The sequence below is a fragment of the Nocardia sp. SSK8 genome (assembly GCF_037034205.1).
Lineage (GTDB): Bacteria > Actinomycetota > Actinomycetes > Mycobacteriales > Mycobacteriaceae > Nocardia.
Map to the genome: position 1 here is coordinate 241,951 of NZ_JBAGKD010000002.1, position 25,900 is coordinate 267,850.

The 25,900-nt window shown below is 70.0% G+C and carries 24 protein-coding genes and 1 pseudogene; 10 read left to right on the plus strand and 15 right to left on the minus strand.

The features are described from left to right. Positions 1 to 32: 32 nt before the first annotated feature. Entirely contained in the window at positions 33 to 1,523 is a 1,491-nt protein-coding gene (locus WA675_RS04585) for an ABC-F family ATP-binding cassette domain-containing protein (RefSeq protein WP_442945564.1), read from the plus strand. Then, entirely contained in the window at positions 1,516 to 2,358 is an 843-nt protein-coding gene (locus WA675_RS04590; RefSeq protein ID WP_336082185.1) for a Vgb family protein, read from the plus strand. The genes WA675_RS04585 and WA675_RS04590 overlap by 8 nt, the downstream gene beginning before the upstream one ends. Before the next feature lie 6 nt (positions 2,359 to 2,364). On the opposite strand, the gene WA675_RS04595 is transcribed toward WA675_RS04590, so the two are convergent. The 7 genes and pseudogenes from WA675_RS04595 to WA675_RS04625 form a co-directional block, all read right to left on the minus strand. Further along, a complete protein-coding gene (locus tag WA675_RS04595) occupies positions 2,365 to 4,032 on the minus strand; it encodes a substrate-binding domain-containing protein (protein WP_336082186.1) in 1,668 nt (555 codons plus the stop codon). A 114-nt stretch (positions 4,033 to 4,146) separates the two neighbouring features. Next, a complete protein-coding gene (locus WA675_RS04600; protein ID WP_336082188.1) occupies positions 4,147 to 4,401 on the minus strand; it encodes a WhiB family transcriptional regulator in 255 nt (84 codons plus the stop codon). After that, on the minus strand, positions 4,398 to 4,940 hold the full coding sequence (locus WA675_RS04605) for an HNH endonuclease (RefSeq protein ID WP_336082190.1): 543 nt from the start codon (positions 4,938 to 4,940) through the stop codon (positions 4,398 to 4,400). The genes WA675_RS04600 and WA675_RS04605 overlap by 4 nt, the downstream gene beginning before the upstream one ends. 59 nt (positions 4,941 to 4,999) lie before the next feature. Further along, positions 5,000 to 5,125, minus strand: a complete 126-nt coding sequence (locus tag WA675_RS04610; protein WP_336082191.1) for a hypothetical protein — start codon at positions 5,123 to 5,125, stop codon at positions 5,000 to 5,002. Positions 5,126 to 5,185: 60 nt separating this feature from the next. Next, the gene (locus tag WA675_RS04615; protein ID WP_336082193.1) at positions 5,186 to 5,320 is read right to left on the minus strand and encodes a hypothetical protein; all 135 of its coding nucleotides are present in this window, start codon (positions 5,318 to 5,320) and stop codon (positions 5,186 to 5,188) included. A 61-nt stretch (positions 5,321 to 5,381) separates the two neighbouring features. Beyond that, positions 5,382 to 6,670: pseudogene (locus WA675_RS04620) on the minus strand (acyl-CoA dehydrogenase family protein). 2 nt (positions 6,671 to 6,672) lie between these two features. Beyond that, the gene (locus WA675_RS04625) at positions 6,673 to 7,332 is read right to left on the minus strand and encodes a TetR/AcrR family transcriptional regulator (protein ID WP_336082194.1); all 660 of its coding nucleotides are present in this window, start codon (positions 7,330 to 7,332) and stop codon (positions 6,673 to 6,675) included. Between the two features lie 244 nt (positions 7,333 to 7,576). On the opposite strand from WA675_RS04625, the gene WA675_RS04630 reads away from it, so the two are divergent. Both WA675_RS04630 and WA675_RS04635 read left to right on the plus strand, forming a co-directional pair. After that, positions 7,577 to 9,754, plus strand: coding sequence for a malate synthase G (locus WA675_RS04630; RefSeq protein ID WP_336082196.1), 2,178 nt, complete (start codon positions 7,577 to 7,579; stop codon positions 9,752 to 9,754). A gap of 489 nt (positions 9,755 to 10,243) precedes the next feature. Continuing rightward, complete coding sequence (locus tag WA675_RS04635; protein WP_336082198.1) at positions 10,244 to 10,891, plus strand: dihydrofolate reductase family protein; 648 nt, start codon at positions 10,244 to 10,246, stop codon at positions 10,889 to 10,891. Between the two features lie 57 nt (positions 10,892 to 10,948). On the opposite strand, the gene WA675_RS04640 is transcribed toward WA675_RS04635, so the two are convergent. Further along, complete coding sequence (locus tag WA675_RS04640) at positions 10,949 to 11,524, minus strand: TerD family protein (protein ID WP_336082199.1); 576 nt, start codon at positions 11,522 to 11,524, stop codon at positions 10,949 to 10,951. Positions 11,525 to 11,817: 293 nt separating this feature from the next. On the opposite strand from WA675_RS04640, the gene WA675_RS04645 reads away from it, so the two are divergent. Both WA675_RS04645 and WA675_RS04650 read left to right on the plus strand, forming a co-directional pair. After that, on the plus strand, positions 11,818 to 12,369 hold the full coding sequence (locus WA675_RS04645) for a TerD family protein (protein WP_336082200.1): 552 nt from the start codon (positions 11,818 to 11,820) through the stop codon (positions 12,367 to 12,369). Continuing rightward, positions 12,369 to 13,655: a glycosyltransferase family 87 protein gene (locus tag WA675_RS04650; protein WP_336082202.1), complete on the plus strand. Its 1,287-nt coding sequence runs from the start codon at positions 12,369 to 12,371 to the stop codon at positions 13,653 to 13,655. The genes WA675_RS04645 and WA675_RS04650 overlap by 1 nt, the downstream gene beginning before the upstream one ends. Positions 13,656 to 13,709: 54 nt before the next feature. On the opposite strand, the gene WA675_RS04655 is transcribed toward WA675_RS04650, so the two are convergent. Both WA675_RS04655 and WA675_RS04660 read right to left on the minus strand, forming a co-directional pair. After that, positions 13,710 to 14,351 carry a response regulator transcription factor gene (locus WA675_RS04655; protein WP_336082203.1) on the minus strand — a complete coding sequence of 214 codons (642 nt, stop codon included), beginning with the start codon at positions 14,349 to 14,351 and terminating at the stop codon, positions 13,710 to 13,712. A gap of 4 nt (positions 14,352 to 14,355) precedes the next feature. Beyond that, complete coding sequence (locus tag WA675_RS04660) at positions 14,356 to 15,546, minus strand: sensor histidine kinase (RefSeq protein ID WP_336082205.1); 1,191 nt, start codon at positions 15,544 to 15,546, stop codon at positions 14,356 to 14,358. A gap of 106 nt (positions 15,547 to 15,652) precedes the next feature. Here WA675_RS04660 and WA675_RS04665 point away from each other — a divergent pair, with 106 nt between their 5' ends. The 4 genes from WA675_RS04665 (at position 15,653) to WA675_RS04680 (ending at position 19,587) form a co-directional block, all read left to right on the plus strand. Next, positions 15,653 to 16,579 (plus strand): ABC transporter ATP-binding protein, encoded by a 927-nt coding sequence (locus tag WA675_RS04665; RefSeq protein WP_336082207.1) that lies wholly within the window; start codon positions 15,653 to 15,655, stop codon positions 16,577 to 16,579. Positions 16,580 to 16,581: 2 nt separating this feature from the next. Then, a complete protein-coding gene (locus WA675_RS04670) occupies positions 16,582 to 17,325 on the plus strand; it encodes a hypothetical protein (RefSeq protein WP_336082209.1) in 744 nt (247 codons plus the stop codon). A 218-nt stretch (positions 17,326 to 17,543) separates the two neighbouring features. Then, the gene (locus WA675_RS04675; RefSeq protein ID WP_336082211.1) at positions 17,544 to 18,377 is read left to right on the plus strand and encodes an LLM class F420-dependent oxidoreductase; all 834 of its coding nucleotides are present in this window, start codon (positions 17,544 to 17,546) and stop codon (positions 18,375 to 18,377) included. Positions 18,378 to 18,507: 130 nt separating this feature from the next. Next, entirely contained in the window at positions 18,508 to 19,587 is a 1,080-nt protein-coding gene (locus WA675_RS04680) for an alkaline phosphatase family protein (protein ID WP_336082213.1), read from the plus strand. Positions 19,588 to 19,622: 35 nt separating this feature from the next. Here WA675_RS04680 and WA675_RS04685 read toward each other — a convergent pair whose 3' ends face one another. From WA675_RS04685 to WA675_RS04705, 5 genes are read right to left on the minus strand one after another with little or no spacing between them, the layout of a single operon-like run. Then, complete coding sequence (locus WA675_RS04685; protein ID WP_336082215.1) at positions 19,623 to 21,449, minus strand: glycoside hydrolase family 15 protein; 1,827 nt, start codon at positions 21,447 to 21,449, stop codon at positions 19,623 to 19,625. Between the two features lie 52 nt (positions 21,450 to 21,501). Next, positions 21,502 to 22,881 (minus strand): hypothetical protein, encoded by a 1,380-nt coding sequence (locus WA675_RS04690; RefSeq protein WP_336082217.1) that lies wholly within the window; start codon positions 22,879 to 22,881, stop codon positions 21,502 to 21,504. Between the two features lie 9 nt (positions 22,882 to 22,890). Further along, positions 22,891 to 23,724: an ABC transporter permease gene (locus WA675_RS04695; protein ID WP_336082219.1), complete on the minus strand. Its 834-nt coding sequence runs from the start codon at positions 23,722 to 23,724 to the stop codon at positions 22,891 to 22,893. Between the two features lie 17 nt (positions 23,725 to 23,741). Continuing rightward, on the minus strand, positions 23,742 to 24,680 hold the full coding sequence (locus WA675_RS04700) for an ATP-binding cassette domain-containing protein (RefSeq protein WP_336082220.1): 939 nt from the start codon (positions 24,678 to 24,680) through the stop codon (positions 23,742 to 23,744). Next, positions 24,677 to 25,897 carry a glycosyltransferase gene (locus WA675_RS04705; RefSeq protein ID WP_336082221.1) on the minus strand — a complete coding sequence of 407 codons (1,221 nt, stop codon included), beginning with the start codon at positions 25,895 to 25,897 and terminating at the stop codon, positions 24,677 to 24,679. Before WA675_RS04705 ends, WA675_RS04700 begins: the two co-directional genes overlap by 4 nt. Positions 25,898 to 25,900: the final 3 nt, after the last annotated feature.

Genomic DNA, 25,900 nt, shown 5'->3' on the forward strand with positions numbered 1-25,900 from the left:
TCTTTGTAGGGTTAAAGCTACACAAGTTGCGATTGGAGCATTGTTTGACCACTCAGCTGTCTCTGCACGGCGTCTCGAAGTCCTACCTCGGCAGGCCCGTGCTCGACACCGTGTCCGCGACCGTCCGGCCCGGCGAACGGGTCGGGATCGTCGGGGAGAACGGGTCGGGAAAGTCGACGTTGCTGCGGCTGCTCGCGGGGCTGGAGACCGCCGACTCCGGCGCGGTCACGGTGACCGCCGACGGCGGCGTCGGGCATCTCGCCCAGACGCTGTCCGGCGCGACCGTCGGCGCGGCCGTCGACGCCGCGCTCGCCGAGCTGCGCGCACTCGAACGCGGCATGCAGGACGCCGCCGAAGCCCAGGACATGGCCCGCTACGGTGCCTTGCTCACCCGCTTCGAAGCCCGCGACGGCTACGCCGCCGACGCCCGGGTCGAGGCCTCCCTGCACGGCCTCGGCCTGGCGGGCATCGACCGGGCGCGCGAGCTCACGACCCTGTCCGGCGGCGAGCGGGCCCGGCTCGGGCTCGCCCGCCTGCTCGCGGCCTCCCCGGAGGTCCTGCTGCTCGACGAGCCGACCAACCATCTCGACGAGGCCGCGCTGACCTGGCTGGAGAACCGGCTGCGCGCCCACCGCGGCACCGTGGTCGTGGTCTCGCACGACCGGGTCTTCCTCGATCGCGTGGTGACCGCGATCGTCGAGGTCGCCGACGGCACCCTCACCCGCTTCGGCGGCGGCTACACCGGCTACCTCGACGAGAAGGCCGCCGCCCGGATCCGCTGGGAACAGGACTACGCCCGCTGGTGTGACGAGATCGCCCGGCTCGAGGAGTTCGCCGCGACCACCGCCGTGCAGGTGGGCCACGGCCGCGCGATGACCGACAACAACAAGATGGCCTACGACCGCAACGCGGGCCGGGTGCAGAGCTCGGTCGCCTCGCGGGTGCGCCGCACCGCCGAGCGCCTGCGCAGGCTGCGCGCGGACGCGGTGCCGTGCCCGCCGGAACCGCTGCGGTTCCGTGGCCGGTTCGCGGCGGCGGGCGCCCGAACGGCGTTCGCGGTCGGTTCGCTGACGGTCGGTCCGCGCGACCGGGTGCTCATCCACGGCCCCAACGGCGCCGGGAAATCGACCCTACTCGACGCCGTGCACGCCGCGGCGCCCGGCCGGGTCGGCTATCTGCGCCAGGACGAACGATTCGATCCCGACCGCAGCGTCGTCGACACCTACGGCTTCGGCCGGGACGCCCTGCGCGCGACCGGCCTGTTCGACGCGGACCAGTTCGACCGCCCGGTGGGTACGTTGTCGGAAGGGCAGCGGCGCAGGCTCGCCCTGGCCCGGGTGCTGGCCGGGGAATACGACCTGCTGCTGCTCGACGAACCGACCAACCACCTCTCGCTCACCCTGGTCGACGAGGTGGAACGCGCCCTGCACGACTACCGCGGCGCGGTGGTGGTCGTCTCGCACGACCGGGCCCTGCGTCGTCGATTCCGGGGACTACAGAAGGGAATTCAGGACTGTGCCTGAGCTCGTGAACGTCGTCGAGGTCGACGGCGCACCCTACGGCATCACTGTCGGACCGGACGGCGCGCTGTGGTTCACCATGGCCACGCAAGGCGCGATCGGACGCTACCGGGACGGGGTCGTCGACATGATCACCCTCGACCCGGTCGACGGCCAGCCCACCGTCCTGGTGACCGGCCCGGACAACGCCCTGTGGTTCACCGAGTTCCGCGGCGGACGCCTCGGGCGCCGCGCGGCGGAGGGCACCGTCACCAGCATCGAACTCGACGGTCCCTACGGGCTGTGCGTCGGGCCGGAAGGGTTGTGGTTCACCGAGTTACAGCGCGGGCGGGTCGGGCGGATCGCGGCCGACGGACGGATCGACCGGGTCGAGATCGACGGGATGCCCTCGATGATCACACCCGGCCCCGACGGCGCGCTGTGGTTCACCATCAACCAGGGCAATGCGATCGGCCGGGTGGACACCGACCTCGCGGTGACGGTGTACCCGCTGCCGACCTCCGGCGCCGCGCCGGTCGGCATCACCGCCGGACCCGACGGGGCACTGTGGTTCACCGAGATCGGGGCGGGGGCGATCGGGCGGATCGCCGTGGACGGCACCATCACCGAATACCCACTGCCCGACCCGGCGGCCCGGCCGCACGCGCTCGTCACCGGCCCGGACGGGGCCTTGTGGTTCACCGAATGGGCGAGCGCCCGACTCGGCAGGATGACGACCGAGGGTGCCGTCACCCACCTGGACCTGCCCGGTGCCGAACCGCACGGCCTCACCGTGGACGCGGCCGGTCACCTCTGGATCGCGCTGGAATCCGGTGCGCTGGTGGAGGTCTCGCCCTGACCGGACTCAGGGCGTGGTGAGGGCCTGCACCACGGCGGTACCGAAGCCGAGATCGTTGCTCGTGGTCATCCGGGTGTAGGTGCCGCCGGTCTGCTGGGCCAGCGCCTGCAAGGTCTGGGTGCCCTCGCCGCCGATCACGATCACATCGATACGCACCGGCTTCCCCGAATCGGTGGCGGCGGTGATCTCGCTGACCAGCGCCGTGCCGGTCAGCGAGGAATCGTCGTCCGGGCCGTCGGTGATGAGCAGGATCGAATTCGTGCGACCGGGGGAGTAGGCCGCCACGGCGGCCCGATAGGCGGCCAGCAGGCTCGGATACGCCTGATCGGCGCTGATCTGGGTCGCCGAGGTCGAGATGATGGCCTGGCCGAAGGCATTGCGCTGGGAATCGGTGAGCAGCGCCGTGGGAACCTGGACTTCGTAGGGGTTGGTGCCGTCGATGTTCTTGCCGAAGGTCCACAGGCCAAGACCGAAGTCCGGGGGCATCACCTGCAAGGTCGAGACGAGCGCCGCGCTCGCGTTCGCCAGCCGGGTGGCCGACCCGTCGGTGGTGCTCATCGAGGAGGACACATCCAGCAGCACGGTGGCGTTCACGCCCAGCACCGGGTTGGCCAGCGTCGACTGCACCTTGTGCAGCGCGCCCTTGGGCGGATTGGCCGGTGCCGAGCCGATCGCGGGGCCGAACCCGTCTGCCGCCAGCGCGGCCGCCTGCTCGGGGGCGCGCAGGAAATCGATGAACCGGGAGGCGATGAGGTTCTGGGTCTTGTCCACCCACGGGCCCGACAGCAGCGCCGCCGGGTAGTCGGCGATCGGGGCACTGCCCGCGGGCCGGTAGGCGGTGAGCCCGCCGGTGCCCAGTTGCTGCTGGGTAGCCGCCACCGCGTGCACGGCGTCGCCGGTGGGGTCGGCGCTGATCTCGGACATGGCCGTCATCAGGTCGGCGGGGGTGGGGGCGCCCGCGGCGAGCCCGGAGATCGCCGCGACGACCTGTCCGTCACCCGCGGCCTGCTCACTCAGCGGTTCGGTGCCGGAGACGGCCGCGCCGATCGAGGCGGCGGCCGCGGTGGTGGCGTCGCCGGAGGGCAGCGCCATTCGCAGCCCACCCCAGCCGGACAGGCCGAGCTCGTCGAGCGAGCCCTGCTGCAACCGGGGCAGATCCGCCCAGGTGATCTGGTGCTGCTCGAGCGCCTGGCGCAACGCGTCGGGCACCCCGAGCACGATCGGGCTGGTGGCGATCGAGGCGGGCGAACCCTCGATCAGACCGGGCACCCGGACCAGGTCGATGGACCGGCTCGAATCGGCGATCCACAGGCCCGGCTTCGGGCCCAGCGCCGGATCCCACTGCGTGGTGTCGGCCAGCCCGGTGACCAGCGCGGCCGACGGGCGCGCCGATACCTTCACCTGCGCGCAGTGATCACGCACCCGCGGCTTGGTCGCGTTGTAGGCGTCGGCCGCGGCGCGCACCGGACCGGCGATGGCCGGATCGACGGTGACATCGAGGGCCGCGGGCCCCTCGACGCACTCGGCGGCGGCGGCCACATCGGTCGAATCGGCGCGATCACTGAACTGGAACCAGGCGAACACGGCCACCAGGACGAGCACGAGTACCGACGCCGCGATAACCGGACCTTTGCTGATACTCCGAGATCTGGTCCCGCTGCGATGTGTACCCACGCGGCAAGTTTAAGGACCCGTGACCAGACGGCAGCAGCCGAGCGTCCCGACCGGTATCCGCCCAGCTCACAGCATCGGGGCCGGGTGTCGAGACGGACGCCCGGCCCCGGCCGGTCACTCGCGGATCACCCGGCCGCGGTCGAACTCACGGCCGCCCCAGACTCCCGACTGACCGGTGCTCGCCGCGTACTCGGTGCACCCCGCGAGCAACGGGCAACCGGCGCAGATCCGGCGGGCGTAGTCGAAGTCCTGCGACGGGTACGGGAACCACGCCTCGTGGTTCGGGTCACCCCGGCAGGCGGCGCGGTGCCACTGCCCCGAATCGGACAGGGTCAGCAGGTCGGTCAGGGCGAGGTCGGTGGTGGTCACGGCGCGTACTCCTTCCAGATCCGGCGCTGGGTGCGGGCGAGCGGGTCGGGAGCCTTGGGCTCCCACAGCAGCCGCATCCCCGCCTCTTCGGGGGTGCGGTCGGCCTTGGACGTATTGCAGGGGGCGCAGCAGGCCACGAGATTGCCCCAGGTGTTGGGGCCACCCCGGCTGCGCGGGCGGATGTGGTCGACGGTCTGCGCCCAGTCCGCGCAGTAGCCGCAGCGGTGCTTGTCGCGGCGCAGCACCCCGGCCAGGGTGGCGCGGCTGGCCTCGTCGACCGGGGCGACGTGGCCCAGGTAGACGTAGCGCAGCAACCGGATGGTCTCCGGCAGGCCGATGACCAGGTGCTGGGACCGGATCGGGAACCGCGGCGCCCGCTCGATGACGGTCTCCGCGGCACCGCTGATCAGCAGTGTCACGGCCCGGTCGGCGGTGATCTCGTCGAGGGCCTCGTAGCTGGCGTTGAGCACGAGGACCCTGGTGCGTATCCAGGTGTCGGAAGTGGGCGCCATCGGGTCGACGGCATGACGGATCGTCATGGGAATCACCATGTTTTCCAGAGAAGTGAACGAGAAGCCGGAGTGGAGGGGCTGTCGCGTCAGTGCGCGAACCGGAGACGGGCCATGCCGCTCACCGCGTCCGCCGCGTAACGCGACTCGATGCGGGCCTTACCGTCGCCGCGCGCGCGGGACTTCGACTGTCGTTGTGGCGCGGGATGTTTCATGGCCGTCTCCTCCTCTCCCAGGGTCTCGTCGCTACCGGTGCAAAATCACCGGCGTGGAATTCATGGTGGCAGAACGGGCGCCGATTGTCGGCTGATTTTTTTCCCGGCCTGTTTCCCGGCCACCGCCGCGGCACGCTCGCGCGGGCCCTTGAACGCCGACAGCGAGCCGGGCGCGCGGCCCTCCTTGCGGATCATCGACACCGTGCCCCGGCAGATCGCCTCCTGTGACAGCTTGTGCCGCAGACCACAGCCCAGGTCAGAGATTGCCCACTTCGCGGTCGAAGCGGCGGGCCACCAGATCCCGGGCACTCTCGCGCAGCGCGGGCCGGAAACCACTGGGATACACCGGATCCGCGGGGGAGTACTGCTTGAGGACTTCCTTGGCGAGCGTGATCTTGTGGACTTCGGTGGGCCCGTCGGCGATGGCCATCACCTCGGCGTAGGTCGTCATGTCCAGGAACGGCAGATCGGTGCTCACCCCCATCGCGCCGTGCAGGTGCAGGGCGCGGCGGGCGATATCGTTCATCACCGTCGGCATGGCCACCTTGATGGCGGCGATGTCCTTGCGCACGGCCCGGTAGTCCTGGGCCTGGTCGATGCGCCACGCGGTGCGCAGCACCAGCAGGCGGAACTGCTCCATCTGGATCCAGCTGTCGGCGATGCGCTCCTGGGTCATCTGGAACCCGCCCAGCACGCCCTTGCGCGCGGGCCGCGACACCGCCCGCTCGCACATCATGTCGAAGGCCTTGCGAACCAGCGCCACCGTGCGCATCGCGTGGTGCACCCGCCCGCCGCCGAGCCGGGTCTGCGCGACGATGAACCCCGCGCCCTCCCGCCGAGCAGGTGATCGGCGGGCACCCGCACATCGGTGAACCGCAGGTGGCCCTCGTGCTCGCTGAACCCGGGCACGGTGAAGTTGCGCACCAGCTCGATGCCGGGGGTGTCGGCGGGGACGATGAACATCGACAGCCGCCGGTGCGGTTCGGCGTCGGGATCGGTCACCAGCATCACGATGTGGAAGGTGGCGAACTCGGCGACCGAGTTGAACCACTTCTCGCCGTTGATGACCCACTCGTCCCCGTCGCGCACCGCCGTGGTGCGAAACGCCGTCGGATCCGAGCCGCCGGTGGGCTCGGTCATCGCGTAGCAGGACCCGATCTCACCGTCGAGCAGCGGCCGCAGGTACTTCGCCTTCTGCTCCTCGGTGCCGAAGTGCGCCAGGATCTCGGCATTGCCGGAATCCGGTGCCTGACAACCGAACACGAGTGGCGCCCACATCGACGTGCCGAGTACCTCGTTGAGCAGCGCCAGCTTCAGCTGACCGTAACCTGGTCCGCCGAGCTCGGGACCCAGATGGCAGGCCCACAGCCCACGATCCTTGACCTGCTGCTGCAGCGGCCGCATGAGCGCCCGGATCTCCGGATCGGTCCGGTCGTAGGGATTGGGGTAGAGCAGATCCAGGGGCTCGACCTCGGTGCGGACGAACTCCGCCACCCAGTCGAGCTCGCGCTGGTACTCCGGATCGGTCTCGAAATCCCACGCCATGGTCAGCCTTTCGTGTTGTCGTCCGCGGCCACCAGCCCGGACAGGACGGTCTCGGTGAGAATGTCGGCGATCTCGGCGGGGGAGTGCGCGCCCCGTTCGCGATACCAGAGACCGAGGGAATTGAGCATGCCGAGCAGACCGTTGGTCACCACATGATCGGCGCTGCGCAGCTGTCCGGCGGCGTGACCGGCGTCGATCACGTCCTGCCAGAGCCCCTGCAACCGGTCGCGCAGCTGCTGTAGCTCGGCCGCGCGGTCACCGGTGAGCGCGGCGGCGTCGCGCAGGTGCACCGCGACCGCGCGGCGATGGGCGATGATCAGCTCCACGTGACTGCGGATCAGCAGCCGCAGGATCAGGACCGGCTCGGCGTGGGTGGCGACGATCCGTTCGGCGTCGGCGAGCAGCAGCCGCGTGTAGTCGCCGAGGATCTGCCACAGCAGCTCCTCCTTGGACCCGATGTGGTAGTACAGCGCCCCCCGCTGCACATCGGCCCGCGCGCCGATCTCGGCGACCCCGGTGGCGTGGAAACCGCGCTCGGCGAACAGCGCGAGCGCGGCGGCGCGAATACGGGCGGCGGTGTCGGCGGCACCGCGCGCGGCGGCGGGTGGACGGCCGCGACGGCGGACCGGGGAACCCGGCTCGCCGGGGTGCGCGACGGTCACCGTGCCTCCGCTCCGGCGGGGCGAGTGGCGCCCGTCACCGAGTAATGTTCCGATCAGTACATTAAAACGCGCCCCGCCTACAATCAAGGGGTGGTCCGCCACGCCCACCTCACCGGTCGGTGAATCGGCGTGGCGGAATGGATATCGCCCGCTGGGCGTTCGAACCCACACGAGGTGTCACCACTACCCACGGGTAACATGACATCGACTTTCCCACCCGGCTATCTCAAAAGTGAGGCAGTAGATGACAGAGCGGATTCAGGTCGGCGGGCTCCAGGTGGCCGGCGTTCTCCACGATTTCATCGTGAACGAGGCGCTCCCCGGTACCGGCGTGGACTCCGCCGCGTTCTGGGCAGGCGCCGAGCAGGTCATCAACGACCTCGCTCCGCGCAACCGTGCACTGCTGGCCGAACGCGACGAGATCCAGGGCAAGCTCGACGCCTGGCACCAGGAGAGCCCCGGCACCGGTTACGACAAGGGTGCCTACAAGCAGTTCCTGACCGAGATCGGTTACCTGCGCCCCGAGCCCGCCCCGTTCCAGATCGGCACCGGCAATGTCGACGCCGAGATCGCCACCACCGCGGGCCCGCAGCTCGTGGTGCCGGTGATGAACGCGCGCTTCGCGATCAACGCCGCCAACGCACGGTGGGGCTCGCTCTACGACGCGCTCTACGGCACCGACGCCATCTCCGAGGCCAACGGCGCCGAGAAGGGCACCGGCTACAACCGCGTGCGCGGCGACAAGGTCATCGAGTGGGGCCGTAACTTCCTCGACGACGCCGTCACCCTGATCACCGGCTCGCACATCGGTTCGTCGTACTACAAGATCGTCGACGGCGAGCTCGAGGTCGGCCTGGAAGACGGCACCGACATCAGCCTGGCCGACCCGTCGCAGCTGGTGGGCTACCTCGGTGACCCCGAGGCCCCGACCTCCGTGCTGCTCAAGCACAACGGCCTGCACATCGAGATCCAGATCGACGCGAACTCGCCGATCGGCTCGACCGACACCGCGGGCGTCAAGGACATCGTGCTCGAGTCCGCGCTGACCACCATCATGGACTTCGAGGACTCGGTCGCCGCGGTCGACGCCGAGGACAAGGTCGTCTGTTACCGCAACTGGCTCGGCCTGATGAAGGGCGACCTGGCCGAAGAGGTCACCAAGGGCGGCAAGACCTTCACCCGCACCATGAACCCCGACCGCGTGTTCACCGCGCTCGACGGTTCCGAGCTGGTGCTGCACGGCCGTTCGCTGCTGTTCGTGCGCAACGTGGGCCACCTGATGACCTCCGACGCGATCATCGACGCCGAGGGCAACGAGGTCCCCGAGGGCATCATGGACGGCCTGATCACCTCGCTGATCGCCATCCACTCGCTCAACGGCGACACCCAGCGCGCCAACACCCGCACCGGCTCGGTCTACATCGTGAAGCCGAAGATGCACGGCCCCGACGAGGCCGCGTTCACCAACGAGCTGTTCGGCCGGATCGAGGACGTCCTCGGCCTGACCCGCAACACCCTCAAGGTCGGCATCATGGACGAGGAGCGCCGCACCACGGTCAACCTCGCCGCGTCGATCGAGGCCGCCAAGGACCGCGTGGTGTTCATCAACACCGGCTTCCTGGACCGCACCGGCGACGAGATCCACACCTCCATGGAGGCCGGGCCGATGGTCCGCAAGGCCGAGATGAAGACCCAGACCTGGATCACCTCCTACGAGGACTGGAACGTCGACACCGGCCTGGCCAAGGGCCTGCCCGGCAAGGCCCAGATCGGCAAGGGCATGTGGGCCATGCCCGACCTGATGGCTGGCATGCTCGAGCAGAAGATCGGCCACCCGAAGGCGGGCGCCAACACCGCGTGGGTGCCCTCGCCGACCGCCGCCACCCTGCACGCCACCCACTACCACCAGGTGGACGTGTTCAAGCGGCAGTCCGAGATCGCCAAGGGCGGCCCCCGCGCCACCGTCGACCAGATCCTGGAGATCCCCCTCGCGCAGTCCACCGACTGGTCCGACGAGGAGAAGCGCCAGGAACTGGACAACAACTCCCAGGGCATCCTGGGCTACGTCGTCCGCTGGATCGACCACGGCGTCGGCTGCTCCAAGGTGCCCGACATCAACGACATCGGCCTGATGGAAGACCGTGCCACCCTGCGCATCTCGAGCCAGCTGGTCGCCAACTGGCTGCGCCACGGCATCGTCACCGAAGCCGACGTGATCGCCAGCCTCGAGCGCATGGCCCCCGTCGTCGACCGCCAGAACGCCAACGACAAGGCCTACACCCCGATGGCCCCGAACTTCGACGCCAGCATCGCCTTCCAGGCCGCCAAGGAACTGGTCCTCGAGGGCACGAAGCAGCCCAACGGCTACACCGAGCCGATCCTGCACCGCCGCCGTCGTGAGTACAAGGCCGCCCAGAAGTAGTGCTATCGACTGCATGGGAAAGTAGCTGCTAGCAGCACTTTTCGCTTGCGGCCCCGCCCCGGAGCAATCCGAGGCGGGGCCGCTGTCGTTACGGGGATGATCGCGGATGCCGGGTTGTCATCCTCAAAAGGTCACACAGGGAACACCCAGACATCAACCAAGGAAGTGGGTCTACCAGCGGATTCACGTCTCTCATTCGGAACTGTCCGGCGGCGATTCTCCTCCGGGGGTGGAGACGAAGGAATGACAAATGAGCCGACGCCGCAGCGGATCGTGAGCAGGATTGTGCCGTTGCGTGGACTAGCGAATTCTCGTGCAGGGGATTGGTTCCGCCGAACAGCACACAGGGTTGACCGAATGCCTGGACGTCGTCGCTCGAGGTGTGCTCCTGTTGCCGGAACACCGCTCAGACCGAGGACCGGTGCTCGACCGGGTCCGGGCGCGTATGTTCGCAACTACTTGACCGGGTGCGAACGGAAGGGGTTCGAGATGGCTCAGCGGGTGCGGGTGCAGAATTTCATGTTGTCGGCCGACGGGTTCGGGTCGGGGGAGGGGCAGAGCCGGGAGCGGCCGTTCGGGCACGCCGATCCGTCGAAGCTGGCCGCCTGGGCGGGGGCTACCGCGCACTGGCCGAATCGTGCCGAGCCGGGTGGCAGTGAGGGGCTCGACGACTACTTCACACGCGACTTCCACAACAATATCGGCGCCGAGATCATGGGCCGCAACAAGTTCGGGCCGCAGCGCGGGCCCTGGGAGAACTACGACTGGCAGGGCTGGTGGGGCGATGAGCCGCCGTTCCACACCCCGGTGTTCGTCCTCACACATCACGTGCGGCCCTCGTTCACCCTGGGCGACACCACGTTTCATTTCCTCGATGCGTCACCCGAGGATGCACTGAAGGAGGCGTTCGCGGCGGCCGACGGCAAGGATGTGCGCATCGGCGGCGGTGTGGCGACCGTGCGGGAATTCCTCGCCGCCGACCTCATCGACTCCCTGCACTGCGCGATGGTCCCGGACGTGGTGCTCGGGCGGGGTGAGCGATTCTGGGAGAGCCCCGACGACCTCACCGACCGGTTCCATCTGGAGAAGGTCCCGAGCGCGAGCGGAGTCGTCCACCACTTGTTCTGGCGGAAGTGAGCCGATCCGATCGTCGACGGCGAGCGGTCCTGTGACACCGGGTTCGGTGTCGGACGATCAGAGGGCGACGCCGAAATCCCTGGCGATGCCTTCCAGTCCGGAGGCGTAGCCCTGGCCGATCGCGCGGAACTTCCACTCCGCGCCGTTGCGGTACAGCTCGCCGAAGACCATGGCGGTCTCGGTGGAGGCGTCCTCGGACAGGTCGTAGCGTGCCAGCTCCTCGCCGTTGCTGCGGTCCAGCACGCGGATATAGGCGTTGCGCACCTGGCCGAAGGACTGGCTGCGGTTCAGGCCGTCGTAGATCGAGACCGGGAAGACGATCGAGTCGATCGTCGGCGGGGTGTTGGCCAGGTCGACGTTGATCACTTCGTCGTCGCCCGCGCCTTCGCCGGTCCGGTTGTCACCCGCGTGCTCGATCGCGCCTTCGGGGGACTTCAGGTTGTTGAAGAACACGAAGTGCCCGCTCGACACCACCTTCTTGTCGCTGCCGAGCGCGATGGCGCTGGCATCGAGATCGAAGTCTGTCCCGGTGGTCGTCCGGAGATCCCAGCCGAGGCCGACGGCCACCGCGGTGAGGTTCGGCGCGGCCTTGGTCAGTGACACGTTGCCGCCCTTGGACAGGCTGACACCCATAGCGATTCTCCCATCGAACATCCCGGCACGAGCTGCGCCGATCCTTCGCACACTAACACGTGCCACCGGACGATCACCTCGCCTCGCCGCACCAGCGAAGCGCTCGAAAAGGAGTGGCAGACAAGTGAATTGATGCGAGCGAAGACGTGTCTCGAACAGTGGGCGGAGGCAGGGAAGTTGCGGTGAGCACGGTCTTTGCGGCATCTTTACACCCAGGTGCGCCGGGAAGTCTGGTCGGCAACCCGTCTCGAACACCGTCGAGCCGGGTTCGATCGCTCGTCGAGGAGCACTGTATGAATGGCGTTGTTCCCCCTGCCCGCCCCGTCCCGCTCGCGCACGTCACCCTCGGGCTGGGCTGGGATCCCGTCCGCCGCGGTGGGTTGTTCGGCCGCCGTGGCACTGAGATCGACCTCAATGCGGCCGCGTTGGCCTTCACGGGCGAGCAGTTGATCGATGTCGCCTTCCACGAGCAACTGTCCTCTCGGGACGGTGCCATGCGGCATCTCGGTGACAGCGTGACCGGCGATGGTGACGGCGACAACGAGGTCGTCGTCGTCGACCTGACCAGAATCGCGGCCGAGGTCACCACGGTGGTGTTCGTGGTGACCTGCTACACCGGGCAGCAGTTCGAGCAGATCGAGAACGGCTTCTGTCATGTCACCGACAATGTCACCGGCGCCGAGCTGGTGCGGGTCGATCTGTCGATCGCCCGTTCGCACACCGGCGTCGTTCTCGGCAAACTCCATCGCCCCCACCACGATTGGGAGTTCACCTGGATCGGGGAACCGATCTGGGCCCAGCATGTGGTGGATGCCGTTCCCCAGCTGACCGGTCACCTCCGGTGATGCTGCGCAGGTTGCTGGACCCCGGCGAGCTCTCGCCGGGCGGGGTTGTCCAGCTGATCATGTGGCCGCTGGCGCTGGTCACCGTCGCGGACATGGTGTATTCCAAGGCGCTGCCGGGCCATCACACCAACGACTTCACCCCGGTCTACACCGCGCTGGCGGCGTTTCTGCGGCACGAGCCGGTCTACACCGCGAATCTGTCCTCGGTGGATCCGCATTACCTCTATCCCCCCGGTGGCACGATGCTGCTGGCGGCGATGGCGCTGTTCGACGAGGCGACTGGACGCACTGTGTTCCTGTTCCTGAATCTGTTCGCGGCGATCTTGGCGATGCATCTGCTGTTGCGGATGTTCGGTTACAGCTGGCGGTCCCCGCTCGCGCCGGTGGCCTACTTCGCGTTGTTTCTGTCCGAGGCGTTGGTCAACACGCTGACCTTCGGCAATGTCAACGGATTGTTCTTCCTCGCCGAGGTCGGGTTCCTGATGCTGCTGTTGCAGCGGCGCGATGTCGCGGCGGGTGTGGTGCTCGGTCTGACGATCGCGATCAAACCGATTCTCGCGCCGCTGCTGCTGCTACCCGCCGTGCGCAGGCAATGGTCCACGGTCGTGATCGCGGTGGTGCTTCCGATCGCCGCGACGGGGATCGCGTGGCCGTTCGCCGCCGACCCTGGCCGCTATTTCGTGCACAACCTGCCCTACAGCCTGAGCGTGCGCGACTATTACAACTCCTCGCTGTCGGGGTTCGGCGTCTATTACGACATCCCCGCGGGCGCGATCCTGTCGGCGCGGGCACTGCTGGCCGGGATGGTCGCGGTCAGCCTGTGGCTGCTGTGGCGCTACTACCGCGATCAGGAGCTGTTCTTCGCCACCACCGTCGCCGGTGTGCTGCTGACGGCGGAGTTCGTGCTCAGTTCCCTGGGGCAGCAGTACTACTCGATGTTCCTGTTCCCGTTACTGCTCACCGTGGTCCAGCGCAGCTCGCTGGTGCGGAACTGGCCCGCATGGCTGGCGATCTTCGGCTTCGCCAGCTACGAGACGTGGCTGTTGTTCCGCTGGCCCGCGTTCGGCCGCGACCTCGAGTACTCCCGCGCCACCTTCGGCTGGTCCCTGCTGCTGATCGTGGTGTGCTGTGTCCTGGCCGACCGCTACCTGCGTGCCCGCCGCGAGCGACGACTCGCCGCCGGGATCGACCCACCGGAGCTCGCGCCCGACTTCCCCGGCCCGGATCGCGCTCCGCTGCCCGTGACTCGTCAGAACGTGAGTTCCGTGCCGGTCGTCGGCCCGTAGGTTTCCCAGATGGTGCCCGACTGCTCGCGCTGCCCGCTCGGCGCGGCGTAGCCGTTAGACGAAGCCGGATTCGTAGGCGACGATGACCGCCTGGGTGCGGTCTCGGGAGCCGAACTTCGCCAGGATCGAGCTGACGTGGGTTTTCACCGTTTCCGACCCTACATACAGCTCGGCCGCGATCTCGGCGTTCGACAGTCCTTTCGTCATCAGGCGCAGGACCGCTACTTCTCGTTGGGTGAGGTCGGCGCGCGCCAGGATCGCGCGGGCGGTGTCGTTTCCGCGGCCTGCCGCGAGCGATCGGACCGCGGCCGGATAGAGCACCGAATCGCCCTGGGCGACCGTGCGTACCGCGTTCGCGATCTCGGTGGGGCGGGCGCGTTTGAGCAGGAAGCCGTCGGCGCCAGCGCGCAGTGCCTCGTAGACGTAGTCGTCGTTCTCGAAGGTGGTGATGATCAGGATCTTCGGTGGGTCCGGGAGCGCTCGAAGGACCGCTCGGGTGGCTTCGATGCCGTCCATGAGCGGCATCCGCACGTCCATGGCGATGACATCCGGGCGCAGTCGCTTGACCTCGCCGACCACCGAGACGCCGTCGGCCGCTTCGCCGATGACCGTAATTCCTTCTTGCGCATCGAGAATCGTCCGCAGCCCCGCCCGGGCGAGCGGTTCGTCGTCTACCAGCAGCACCGAGATGGTCACCGGATCAGCCTAGGCCGTGGGTCGGGAGCCGGACCCATGTCCGCCACTGCCCGTCCGCCGGGCCCATGTGGGCATCGCCGCCGAGGAGTTCGGCGCGTTCCCGAATCCCGCGCAGGCCGCTGCCGGGACCGGCCGGGACCGCTCGATCGGCCGATCCGGCGGCCGGGACGGGATTAGACACCTCCAGCTCGAGCCAGTGCGCGTCCGCGTGCACCCGAACCCGCACAGCGACACGGCCCGCGTGCCGCAGGGCATTGGTGAGTGCTTCCTGCAGGATCCGGTAGCCCTCGCGCGAGATCGGACCGGAGACCCGCTCGATCGGGCCGGTGATATCGGCATCGATGGTGGCTCCCGCCGACCGGGCCGAGTCGAACAGGCGGGCGGCCGCGGTCAGCACCGGACGCTGGTCCACGGGCGTGCTCGGTTCCCGCAGCACCGCGAGGACGCGCTCGAGATCCGCCAGCGCGGTGCGGCCGGTGTCTTCGATCGCGGCGAGCGCGGTGCCGGTGAACTCGGGCTTACCGGCCGCGCGGGCCGCACCGGCCTGCAACACGATCGCGGTGAGCGAGTGGCCGATCGAGTCGTGCAGTTCGCGGGCGATGCGGTTGTTCTCCAGCAGCCGCTCGGTGCGTTCTTCCAGCGCGTGCAGCCGGGTCGAGGCCGACGGGCCGAGCAACCACCGCGCACCGGCGGTGACCAGCTCGCCGAGGCCGACGAGCACCGCGAGCAGCAGCAGCATCGGTAGCGGCGCGACCAGCGCGTACCACCAGCGCGGACCGGCGAGGCGGATCAGCGTGTCCCCGGTCGGCCCGGCGCCCAGTGCCGCGCGTACGAGATCCGAACACAGCAGGATCGCCGGTACGCCGATGGCGAACAGCGCCGTGCTCGCCAGCAAGCGGATCTCGAGCCACAGCACGGTCCGCCAGCGATCCGCCCAGTCGGCGGCGGGCGCCACGGCGATCGAGGCATCGGTGGCGCCGCGTTCGTGCGGGGTGAGGAACAGTTGCGCCTGGATCGCCTCGGCCAGCCGCACGCCCGGGATCAGCCCGATCGGCACGGCCAGTAGCGCAGGCACCCAGGGACTGTCCTTGTCGATGAACATCCACAAGGCCACTGCCGTCATCGGCAGGGCCAGATGCAGTCCGCGGGTGTAGGTCACCGAACGCGCCAGTGGCCGCAACAGTGTCGTGAACACAGGTCGATCGTGCCAGCGTTCGGTGGCCGGCGATTCCCCCGCGCGGGGGAGGCGATACCCGCTCGGTGGGGAAGTTCTGGCCGCGCGACCAGGCGATGGTGGGAATATGACCAGTATCGAAGTCCGCGAACTCAGCAAGATCTACCGGCGTACCAGGGCTGTCGACGGGATCGACTTCTCGGTCCGCCCCGGGCGCGTCACCGGATTCCTCGGCCCCAACGGCGCGGGCAAGTCGACCACGATGCGGCTGATCCTCGGCCTGGACCGGCCGAGTTCGGGGACGGCGACCGTCGGCGGTCGCCGGTTCCGCGATATCGACCGGCCGCTGCGCACGGTCGGCGCCCTGCTCGATGCCGCGGCCGCGCATCCGGCCCGCACCGCGCGCGATCATCTGCTCGCGCTCGCTGCTGGCAACTGCATTCCGGCCGGGCGGGTCACCGCGGTCCTCGAGGAGGTCGGGTTGGGGGCCGTGGCGGGGCGCCGGGTTCGCACCTATTCGCTCGGCATGCGCCAGCGCCTCGGGATCGCGGCGGCGCTCCTGGGTGATCCACCGGTGATCATGCTCGACGAACCGTCCAATGGGCTCGATCCCGAAGGGATCATCTGGATCCGGGAAACGTTGCGCCGCTGGGCGGGCGAGGGCCGGACGGTGCTCGTCTCCAGTCACTTGATGGGGGAGACCGCCGCGTTCGCCGACCACCTCATCGTGCTGGGCCGCGGCCGGGTGCTCGCCGATACCGGGTTGCCGGTCTTCATCGCCGATCATGTGCAGTCGCGGGTGCGGGTGCGCACGACCGACGGAGCGCGGCTGCGAGCGGTAGTGGCCGGTGCCGGAATCGAGGTGGTCGAGGACTCCGGGAGCTGGTTCATCCCGGGGCAGCGTCTCGACCGGATCGGCCCGCTGCTCGTGGACGCGGGCGTCCCGGTGCTCGAACTCGCCGAAGAGCGGGGATCGCTGGAACAGGCATACCTCGAATTGACCTCGGCCGACGGTGAATACGTGGCCACCACCCCCGCACTCGAGAAGGCATGACCATGACATTCACCCCGGTCCTTCGCTCGGAATGGATCAAGGCTCGATCGCTGCCCTCGCTGAACGGCATCCTGGTGCTGTTGTTCGCGGTGACGGTCGGGCTGTCCCTGCTCGGCAGCGCCACGCTCGCGCACGAAGACAAGGGCACAGCGGATTTCGATCCGGTGCTGCTGTCGTTCTTCGGAATCAACTTCGGGCAGGTCATCGCCATCGCGTTCGGTGCGGCCTGCGCCGCCGGACCGTACCGCGACAACGGTATGCGGGTGTGGCTGACCGCCGTGCCACGGAGGGGGCTGCTGTACTCCGCCAATCTGGCCGTGATCGGTGCGCTGACCTTCGCTGTCGGGCTCGTCATCGGCGTCCTGTGCCTGCTCGTCGGGCGGCCCCTCATCGGTGACGGCGCGATCGGGCTGGACGATCCGGTCGCCTGGCGGGCCGCGTTCGGCTGCGCGGTGTACCTGACGCTGATGGCGCTGATGGCCGCGGGGATCGCCACCCTGGTGCGCAGTTCGGCCGTCACCATGGGTGTGCTGATCCCGGTCGTGCTGATGCTGTCGTTCGTGCTCGGCGATGTCACCCGAGGAGGCAGCGTCGCGGAGTACCTGCCGGACCGCGCGGGCCGCCAGGTCCTGGTGTCCGACCCCACCGGCGTCCTCGGCCCATGGACAGGTCTCGCCGTCAGCGCCTGCTGGGCAGCGGCGGCCATCGGAGTGGGCTGGCTGGCCCTGCGCCGCCGCGACTGCTAGCCGGAGCCGCCGGGCAGCGGTTCCGCCGAACCGCTGCCGAGCCGGTTGTCTGCGGTGGCCTCGATGACGAGGGCCGCACAGTGACGGTCGGCTCCAGGTCGACCTACCTCGAAAGAGCACATGCACACGTGCTGGGGTGCCCGATCCGCGAGCTGGGCAGGTGTGGCAGGAGGCATTCGGGCGGGAATACGGTGGGGTGGGTGGGGGTTGGGTTCGGCATGACGAAGGTTGCCGGGACGTACGGTGTGTGGCGTGGGTACCAGGGGGTTACCCCGGGGGATGCGCGGGAGATCGAAGGGCTGGGGTTCGGGGCGGTGTGGTTGGGGGGTTCGCCGCCTGGGGATCTTGCGGCGGCGGAGGGGCTGCTCGCGGCGACGGAGTCGTTGACCGTGGGGACCAGCATCGTGAATATCTGGACGGCGCCTGCCGGGGTGGTGGCGGAGTCGTTCCATCGGATCGAGCGGCGGTTTCCCGGGCGGTTCCTGCTCGGGATCGGGGCCGGTCATCGGGAGGCCAATGGCGCGGACGCGATCAAGCCGTATGACGCGCTGGTGAGTTATCTGGACGAACTCGACGCGGCGGGTGTGCCGAAACAGAGCCGGGCGCTCGCGGCGCTCGGGCCGCGGGTGCTCGAGCTGGCCCGTGATCGGAGTGCCGGTGCGCTGCCGTATCTCGCCCCGCCGGAGCACACCCGGAGCGCGCGCGGGGTCGTCGGTGCGGACGCTCTGCTCGTCGCGGAGCAGAAGGTGGTCGTCGACGGTGATCCCGAACGAGCGCGTGCTGTCGCCCGGACGATGATCCCGATGTATCTGGGGTTGGTGAACTATGTCAGCAATCTGCGGAGGCTCGGCTTCAGCGAAGCGGACCTGACGAGTCCGGGCAGTGATCGGCTCATCGACGTGCTCGCGCTGCACGGCGAACCCGAGCGGGTCGCCGCGGGGCTGGCCGCGCACCTGGATGCCGGGGCGGGGCACGTCGCGATCCAGGTCTTGGGTGAGGATTACCTCGCGGCCCTGCGTGCCTTGGCGACAGTGCTGCCTCTCGCCCGGTGAGGTGAGGGGCGCCCACCCGGGACCCGTTGCCGATGTCGCGCGACAACGGGATTCCCAGTGGGCGGGACTGTCTCGGTCGATTGTCCAATTTGCTGGGTGGCGGGTCCGTTCGGCGGCTACGGTGCCGCGCATGTCTCGTACTCACCGCATCCTCGCCGCCGCCGCGCTGGCCGCTGTCCCGCTCGCCGTCGCGGCGCCCGCCCCGGCGGCACCGGTCGTGAACAAGGTCGTGGTCATCGGTATCGACGGCACACTGTGGAGTGAGGTGTCGGCGGCCGAGGCGCCGAACCTGGACCGGCTGGCCGCGGAGGGCACCCTGGCGCGAACCTCCATCGCCCCGCACACCACGATGTCGTGCGTCTCGTGGGCGACGGCGCTGACCGGGGTGTGGGACACCAAGCACGGGATCCAGGACAACGGATCCACCTGCGACGCCGGACCTTTCGCGCAGTATCCGACGGTGTTCACCCAGGTGGAGCGCGCGCATCCGTCGCTGTCGACGGCCTCCATCGGGACCTGGGACACGATCGGCATGATCGCGCGCACCGGCAGCCCGCGGGCCGACCGGGTGACCGTCACGCAGCTCGATCCCACCGGAGCGGGCGTCTGTGAGACGACCGCCGACGCCACGGCCACCGCGCAGGCCGTCGCGGCCATCACCGACGACGGGACCGATCTGCTGTTCACCCACCTCGACCAGGTGGACATCGTGGGACACACCCTGCGCGGAATCTGGCCGCAGGCGTATCGCGATGCCATCGGCCGCGCGGACGGCCTGGTCGGGAAGATCACGGACGCGGTGGACGCGCGCGCGGCCGCGCATCCGGGCGAGCGCTGGACGATCCTGGTCACCACCGATCACGGGCACAAGCCGGAGGGTGGGCACGGTGGGCAGAGCGCCTACGAGACCGCCAGTTTCGTGATCGCGCGCGGACCGGGGTTCGCGGCGGGCGCGCAGCACAACGGATACACCCTGGCCGACATCACCCCGACCGTGCTGGATCTGCTCGACGTCCCGGCCCCCGCGCATCTCGACGGCGCGTCCATGGTGACCGGCGGCTCGGGCGACCCGGCGGCGCCGGTGCCGAACACACCACCGGTCGACGCCGGGATCACCGGGTCGTCGTCGGGTTCGGCGCAGGCCGCCATGGTGGCGAATCCGCTGTGCGTGCTGGGGAGCGGATCGGCGGGCGGTTCGTCCGATCGATGATCTCGCCGCGCGGGGTTGCCGCGCCGCCGGACATGTCAGGGGCGGGCTTCGGCGCGGTCGAGTTCCTCGTCGAGGGCCTGGGCCGCGGCGATGAGGGCCAGGTGGGTGAAGGCCTGGGGGAAGTTGCCGAGTTGTTCGCCGGACGGGCCGATCTCCTCGGCGAACAGGCCGACATGGTTGGCGTAGGTGAGCATCTTGTCGAAGGCGTAGCGCGCCTGCTGGACCCGGCCGGTGCGGGCGAGCGCTTCGACGTAGAGGAAGCTGCACAGGTTGAAGGTGCCCTCGGTGCCCTGCAGACCGTCCGGGGACGCCTCCGGGTCGTAGCGGTAGACCAGGCTGTCGCTGACGAGTTCGCGGTCCATCGCGTCGAGGGTGCTCAGCCACATCGGGTCCGACGCGGACAGGAAGCCCATGCGGGGCATGAGCAGCAGCGAGGCGTCCAGGACCTGGGTGTCGAAGTGCTGCACGAAGGCCCGGCGTTCGGGGTCGAAGCCCTTCTCGACGATCTGGTCGAAGACGGCGTCGCGTTCGGTGCGCCAGCGGATCAGGTCGGCGGGCCGGGCGTCGTCGGTGGCGAGGCGGATCGCGCGGTCGAAGGCGACCCATGTCATCAGGCGGCTGTAGGTGAAGTTCTGCCTGCCGCCCCTGGTCTCCCAGATGCCTTCGTCGGGGCGGTCCCAGTGGTCGGCGAGCCAGTCGACGAGCCCGGCGAACATCTTCCAGCCGTCGATGCCCGCGACGCCGGTGGCCTGGGCGAGCGCGTCGGCGGCCTCGCCGTAGATGTCGAGCTGGATCTGGTCGGCGGCGCCGTTGCCGAGCCGGACCGGCGCGGAACCCCGGTAGCCGGAGAGGTGGTCGAGGATCTCCTCGGTGAGCTTCGGGTCGCCGTCGACCCGGTACATGATCTGCAAGGGCTCCCCGGAGGCGGTGCCGCCCGCCCCGACCCGCTCGCGCAACCAGTTGCGGAAGGCCCAGGCCTCCTCGGTGAAGCCGAGGTCCATCAGCGCCCGCACCGACAGCGACGCGTCCCGGATCCAGGTGTAGCGGTAGTCCCAATTGCGTTCGCCGCCGATCTGTTCGGGCAGGCCCATGGTGGCGGCGGCGATGGGGGCGCCGGTCGGGGCGTAGGTGAGGAGTTTGAGGGTGATGGCCGACCGATTGACCATGTCGCGCCAGCGGCCGCGGTAGTTGGAGGTACGCAGCCAGTTCTGCCAGAAGCGCCTGCAGCGGTCGAATTCGTCGCGCACGCCGTCGGGGGTCGACCGTTCGGTCAGTGCCGTGCCCGGGCCGGTGGTGGTGAGGACGACGCCAGCCACGTCACCGGCGGTCAGGGTGAACGAGGAGACGGCGTCGGTGCCGTCGGCGCGCAGGACGATGTGGGACGAGGTCTCGAGGTGCAGGCCTGCTCCGGGGGAGTCGAAGACCGCGGCGTGGTCGTCGAGCAGGTCGAGGGTGTGGGTGGCCCGGCCGTAATCGAAGCGGGGACGGCAGGCCAGGGTGAAGGTGAGGGTGCCGCGCACCACCCGGATGACGCGCACGAGCCGGTGCCGCTCGGCCGGTTCGTCACCGGTGAGCGGTTCCATGAAGTCGGCGACCTCACCGACCCCGTCGGGCCCGCTGAACCGGGTGAGCAGGATGGCGGTGTCGGGGAGGTAGAGCTGGCGGACGGTGGCGGTGTGGGAGGTGTCGATGGCGACCTTGCAGTATCCGCCTTTCTCGCTGTCGAGCAGCGAGGCGAACACGCTCGGTGAGTCGAAGCGGGGCGCGCACCACCAGTCGATCGTCCCGTCCGACGACACCAGTGCCGCGGTCTGCAGGTCCCCGACGATGCCGTGCTCGTCGATCGGTGGGTACTTGGTCACGAGTTCCAGCGAACACGCGCACCCGGCGCCCGTCCTCACCCGGAGCGGGTGATTACCAGTAGTGCGGGGTCAGGCCCCAGGACGCCAGCTCGGCCGTGACCTGCTCGCGCAGGTGCGCGCGGGTGGGGAATCGGTCGGGGTCGGCGCCGGTGATCGCCAGGGTGACGGTGTCGCCGTCGGTGCTGAACGACAGGTTGACGCCGACCTCGACGCGCCGGAACATCGCCGGATCGTTGGCGCAGACCACCGGGCGCATGAGGACGGCGGCGGCGCGGTGTCCGGCGAGCTCGGCCACGCCCAGGGCGGTGTCGCCGAGGTTGGTGCACAGGCACTCCGGCGCCTTGGCGGTGCGGGCGAACCGGCGCAGGACCACCTGGGGCAGCACCATCTGGAGCGGCTGCAGGTGTTGCAGGGCCGGGGTGGTGGCGGGGTCGCGGTAGGCCGTGGCGGCGCGTTTGACCGCCGCGCGGACGGCGGCCAGGTCGATGTGTTCGCCGGTGCGGTAGGTGACCGAGATCGGTAGCCCGGTGGTGGCATTGGCGCGGGGATCGCCCGGACCGCGCAGCGAATGCGGGACGTCGACGCGGATCTCGGCGGCGTCCCCGAGGCGGCCGCTGCGGCCGAGCAGTCCGGCGCCGAGGGCGATGAGCAGGCCGTTCGTGGTGCCGCCGTGGCGATGGGCCGCGGTGTTCCACTGCTCCAGATCGATGCGGGCGACGAGATCGGCGGGTGCCCAGCGTGCGGTGACGGGGAGTGCGGGCAGCGCGGGGCGCGGGTTGCGGGCGGGCTCGGTGACGGCGCGGGCCGCGAGCGCGGCGCGGATACCGCGGACGATGGCGCGGGTCTGTCCGGCCGCGTCGGACAGGTTCGCGGCGAACGGGTTCCGCGGTCGTGTGCCCACGAGCCGCCCGGAGCTCGCGGACCGGTCGGGTGTCTCGTCGGCGGCGAGCCGGGCCAGCGCGTCGCCGACCGCGAACAGCACCGCGCCGCCGTCGGCGGCGACATGCGAGGTCACCAGCGAGACCAGCGTGCCGCCCGAGACGGTCGGTGCCGCCGAGAGCCGCCAGACCCGCCCGCTCGCCGGGTCGAAGTCCACCCGGCTCTGGGCGAAGAACCAGTCGAGCACCTCGTCCTCGGGCACCGGGTCCGGATCGGTGTCCAGAGGCAGGGCCGCCGTGGCGGGCAGCCAGTACGGGCGGGCGAACGGCAGCCGGACCGGCTGCACGCGCCGGGCCAGGAAACCCTGGGCGAGGTGGGCGTGCAGCCGGGTGAGCACCGCGTGCGGCACGGGTTCGTCGAAGCGCCAGGCGAGCTGGTTGACCAGGGCGTTGCCGTAGAGGCTGTGCAGTTTCAGGAACAGGTCGTCATCGGCGGTGAGCCGGTTGACGGCGGCGGGCGCGACGAGGGTGGGCGCGGGGGCGGTGCGGGTCATGGGAGCTCCTCAGCGGGCGCGCAGCGTGCGGACGGTCAGGGGCGCGAAGACGGCGGCCACGACGAGCGAGGCCACGATCGACCACAGCGCGTCGGCGCCGACGGCTCCGTCCTCGGCCAGGGCGCGCACGGCGGAGACGAGATAGGACACCGGGTTGTAGTCGGAGACGAACGCCAGCCAGGTGGGCATGGATTCCTCGGGCACCAGCGCGTTGGAGGCGAAGCTGAGGAAGGTCAGCACCAGCATCGACATCCCCTGCACCGCCGCGGGCCGCGACACGGTGACGCCGATGAACGCGAACAACCAGCTGATCGCGGTGGTGGCCAGCACCACCAGCACGGCCCCGGCGACGAAGCCCAGCGGATGCGCGGGCCGGTAACCCATGGCGAAGCCCACGATCACCACGGTCGTCGCGGCCAGCACATAGCGGGTGGCCCCGGCCAGCAGCGCGCCCGCGACCGGCGCGGAACGGGCGATCGGCATGGCCACGAACCGGTCGAACACCCCGGAGCGGATGTCCTCGGAGAGCTGCACGCCCGTGGCCACCGACGAGGTGAGCACGATCTGCACGAGCACCCCGGGAATCAGGATCGGCAGGTACGCCTGCATGCTCCCGGCGATGGCAGTGCCGAAGATGCTGCCGAACAGGACGGGTCCGACGATGGGTAGCAGCAGTGCGTCGTAGAGCAACTGTGGGCTGTGCCGGAAGGTGAGCAGGCCGCGCCAGGCCATCATCAGCGCATGGAACAGCGCGGCGCGCGGCCCCACCCGGGTGACGCGGGGACTTCGGTCGATCGTCGCGGGCGCGGTGCGCGGGGCGATCTCGGCGGTGGTGACGGTCATGACGGCCTTTCGCGGGATCAGGCGGCGGTGCCGGTGAGGGCGAGGAAGACCTCGTTGAGATCGGGACGGTCGACGGCGAAGCCGCGCAACGGGATTCCGGCGGCGCGGCAGGCGGCGACGATATCGGCCGCGGTGCCCGCGTCGGCCAGGGCGACGGTGAGGGTGCCTGCGGTCGAGCCCTCCGGGATCTCGCCGGTGAGGTCGACGACCACGGCCTCGGCGCGGGCGGAATCCGCGGGATCGGCCAGATCCAGCCGCAGCACCTGGTCGCCGATGGACGCTTTCAGTTCGGTCGCCGTGCCCTCGGCGACGATCGCGCCGCGGTCGATGACGGCGATCCGGTCGGCCAGCGCGTCGGCCTCCTCGAGGTACTGCGTGGTCAGCAGCACGGTCGCGCCCCGGGCGACGAGGCGCCGGACGACACCCCACATCTTGTCGCGGGTGTGCGGGTCCAGGCCGGTGGTCGGCTCGTCGAGGAAGATCAGCGGTGGGTCGGTGATGAGCGTGGCCGCCAGGTCGAGCCTGCGCCGCATGCCGCCGGAGAACTGCGAGACCGGACGGTCGGTCGCCGCGGCCAGCTCGAATTCGTCGAGCAGCTCCGCGCCGCGGTCGGCGGCACCGCGGCGGGAGAAGCCGAGCAGGCGGGCGAACAGGCGCAGATTCTCACCGGCGGTGAGGGTTTCGTCCACCGAGGCGTACTGGCCGGTGAGCCCGATCATGGATCGCACGGCGGTGGCGTCGCGCGCGATGTCGTAGCCGAAGATCTCGGCACTGCCGCGATCGGGGCGCACGAGGGTGGCGAGCATGCGGACGGTGGTGGTCTTGCCCGCGCCGTTCGGGCCGAGCAGGGCGAACACCGAACCGGCCGGGACCGTGAGGTCCACCCCGCCTACGGCGGTGAAATCGCCGTAGGACTTGCCGAGACCGGTGGTGCGGATGGCGATGTCGGTGCTCATCGGAGCCTCCTGAGCGAAGGGGTCGGGGCGGCCAGGGCGGCGACGGCGTCGGCGGCGCGGTCGACGCCGTCGCCGGTGAACTCCCCGGCGTACGCGGCGGCGCGCAGGATGGTCTCGGGGTCGGCGACGCGGTCGAGCAGGTCGGCGAGGCGGTCGCCGGTGAGGTCCTTCGCGGGGACGGTCGCGGCCAGGCCGAGGTGCCGCAGGGCAGCGCCCCAGTAGGGCTGGTCGGCCTGCACCGAGCAGATCACCTGCGGTACACCGGCTCTCAGTGCCGCGGCGGTGGTGCCCGCGCCGCCGTGATGGACGGCGGCGACACAGCGGGGGAGCACGGCGGCGTGGTCGACGTGGGTCACCACCGCGACCGTCTCGTCGATCGCCGGGGTGAGCGGGCTCCAGCCGCTGACGAGCAGCAGCCGTCGTCCGCGCCGTGCGCACACCTCCCGCAGCATCGCCGCGAAGGCGTGCGGGTCACCGACGTCCATCGAACCGAAGCCGACATAGACCGGGGCGCTGCCCGCGGCGAGCCAGGCGTCGAGATCGGGATCGGGTGGCGGCCGCAGCAGGCCGTCGCGGTCGGTCGGGAAGCCGGTGAACGGTCCCGGCAGCTCCGCGCGCAGGCCGGGGAACAGGTCCGGGTCGTAGGCCTGGATCCGCACGGTCGCGGTGGGCGCCTCGGCGCGGGGCAGGATCGGGGCGAGGGCGGCGGCGCGCAGACCCGTGAGGAGCGTCCAACCGAGCCGGTGCACCGCGCCGGGCAGCCGCCGCGCCCACGCCGCCGGGACGACCGGGACGGCCGCACTGGGCTGGATCGGGAAGAAGTGCAGCGCGGCGAACGGCAGTCCGTGCGCTCGTGCCGTGGCGGCCGCCGCCTCCTCCCCGGCCATCCCGGCCACGACCACATCGTGGCCGGGCACGAGCGCGCGCAGATCGCGGACCATCTCCGGCACCCCGCGGCGCTGGAGATCGATCATCGCGCGGAACCGGGCCAGGGGGTCGCGGCTGCCGAAACGGGTGTCGGTGCGCTGCGCCAGCAAGAGCGCGGCGCTGTCATAGCCGTACGGCACGGCCGGGACGCCGTGTGCCTCGGCAAAAGGGACCAGGTTCGGTGCCAGCGCGAGCGTCACCTCGTGACCGCGCTCGCGCAGCGCGTGGGCCAGCAGGATTCCGGGTTGCGCATCGCCCCGGCTGCCGGTGAACGCCAACAGTGCCCGCATCCG

Excerpts from the sequence above, each read along its gene's own strand:
- WA675_RS04630 (WP_336082196.1), top strand. The coding sequence starts at position 7,577 with ATGACAGAGCGGATTCAGGTCGGCGGGCTCCAGGTGGCCGGCGTTCTC.
- WA675_RS04665 (WP_336082207.1), top strand. The coding sequence starts at position 15,653 with ATGACCAGTATCGAAGTCCGCGAACTCAGCAAGATCTACCGGCGTACC.
- WA675_RS04610 (WP_336082191.1), bottom strand. The coding sequence starts at position 5,125 with ATGAAACATCCCGCGCCACAACGACAGTCGAAGTCCCGCGCGCGCGGC.
- WA675_RS04670 (WP_336082209.1), top strand. The coding sequence starts at position 16,582 with ATGACATTCACCCCGGTCCTTCGCTCGGAATGGATCAAGGCTCGATCG.
- WA675_RS04615 (WP_336082193.1), bottom strand. The coding sequence starts at position 5,320 with ATGATCCGCAAGGAGGGCCGCGCGCCCGGCTCGCTGTCGGCGTTCAAG.
- WA675_RS04645 (WP_336082200.1), top strand. The coding sequence starts at position 11,818 with ATGAATGGCGTTGTTCCCCCTGCCCGCCCCGTCCCGCTCGCGCACGTC.
- WA675_RS04635 (WP_336082198.1), top strand. The coding sequence starts at position 10,244 with ATGGCTCAGCGGGTGCGGGTGCAGAATTTCATGTTGTCGGCCGACGGG.
- WA675_RS04650 (WP_336082202.1), top strand. The coding sequence starts at position 12,369 with ATGCTGCGCAGGTTGCTGGACCCCGGCGAGCTCTCGCCGGGCGGGGTT.
- WA675_RS04680 (WP_336082213.1), top strand. The coding sequence starts at position 18,508 with ATGTCTCGTACTCACCGCATCCTCGCCGCCGCCGCGCTGGCCGCTGTC.
- WA675_RS04640 (WP_336082199.1), bottom strand. The coding sequence starts at position 11,524 with ATGGGTGTCAGCCTGTCCAAGGGCGGCAACGTGTCACTGACCAAGGCC.
- WA675_RS04605 (WP_336082190.1), bottom strand. The coding sequence starts at position 4,940 with ATGACGATCCGTCATGCCGTCGACCCGATGGCGCCCACTTCCGACACC.
- WA675_RS04695 (WP_336082219.1), bottom strand. The coding sequence starts at position 23,724 with ATGACCGTCACCACCGCCGAGATCGCCCCGCGCACCGCGCCCGCGACG.
- WA675_RS04700 (WP_336082220.1), bottom strand. The coding sequence starts at position 24,680 with ATGAGCACCGACATCGCCATCCGCACCACCGGTCTCGGCAAGTCCTAC.
- WA675_RS04705 (WP_336082221.1), bottom strand. The coding sequence starts at position 25,897 with ATGCGGGCACTGTTGGCGTTCACCGGCAGCCGGGGCGATGCGCAACCC.
- WA675_RS04690 (WP_336082217.1), bottom strand. The coding sequence starts at position 22,881 with ATGACCCGCACCGCCCCCGCGCCCACCCTCGTCGCGCCCGCCGCCGTC.
- WA675_RS04675 (WP_336082211.1), top strand. The coding sequence starts at position 17,544 with ATGACGAAGGTTGCCGGGACGTACGGTGTGTGGCGTGGGTACCAGGGG.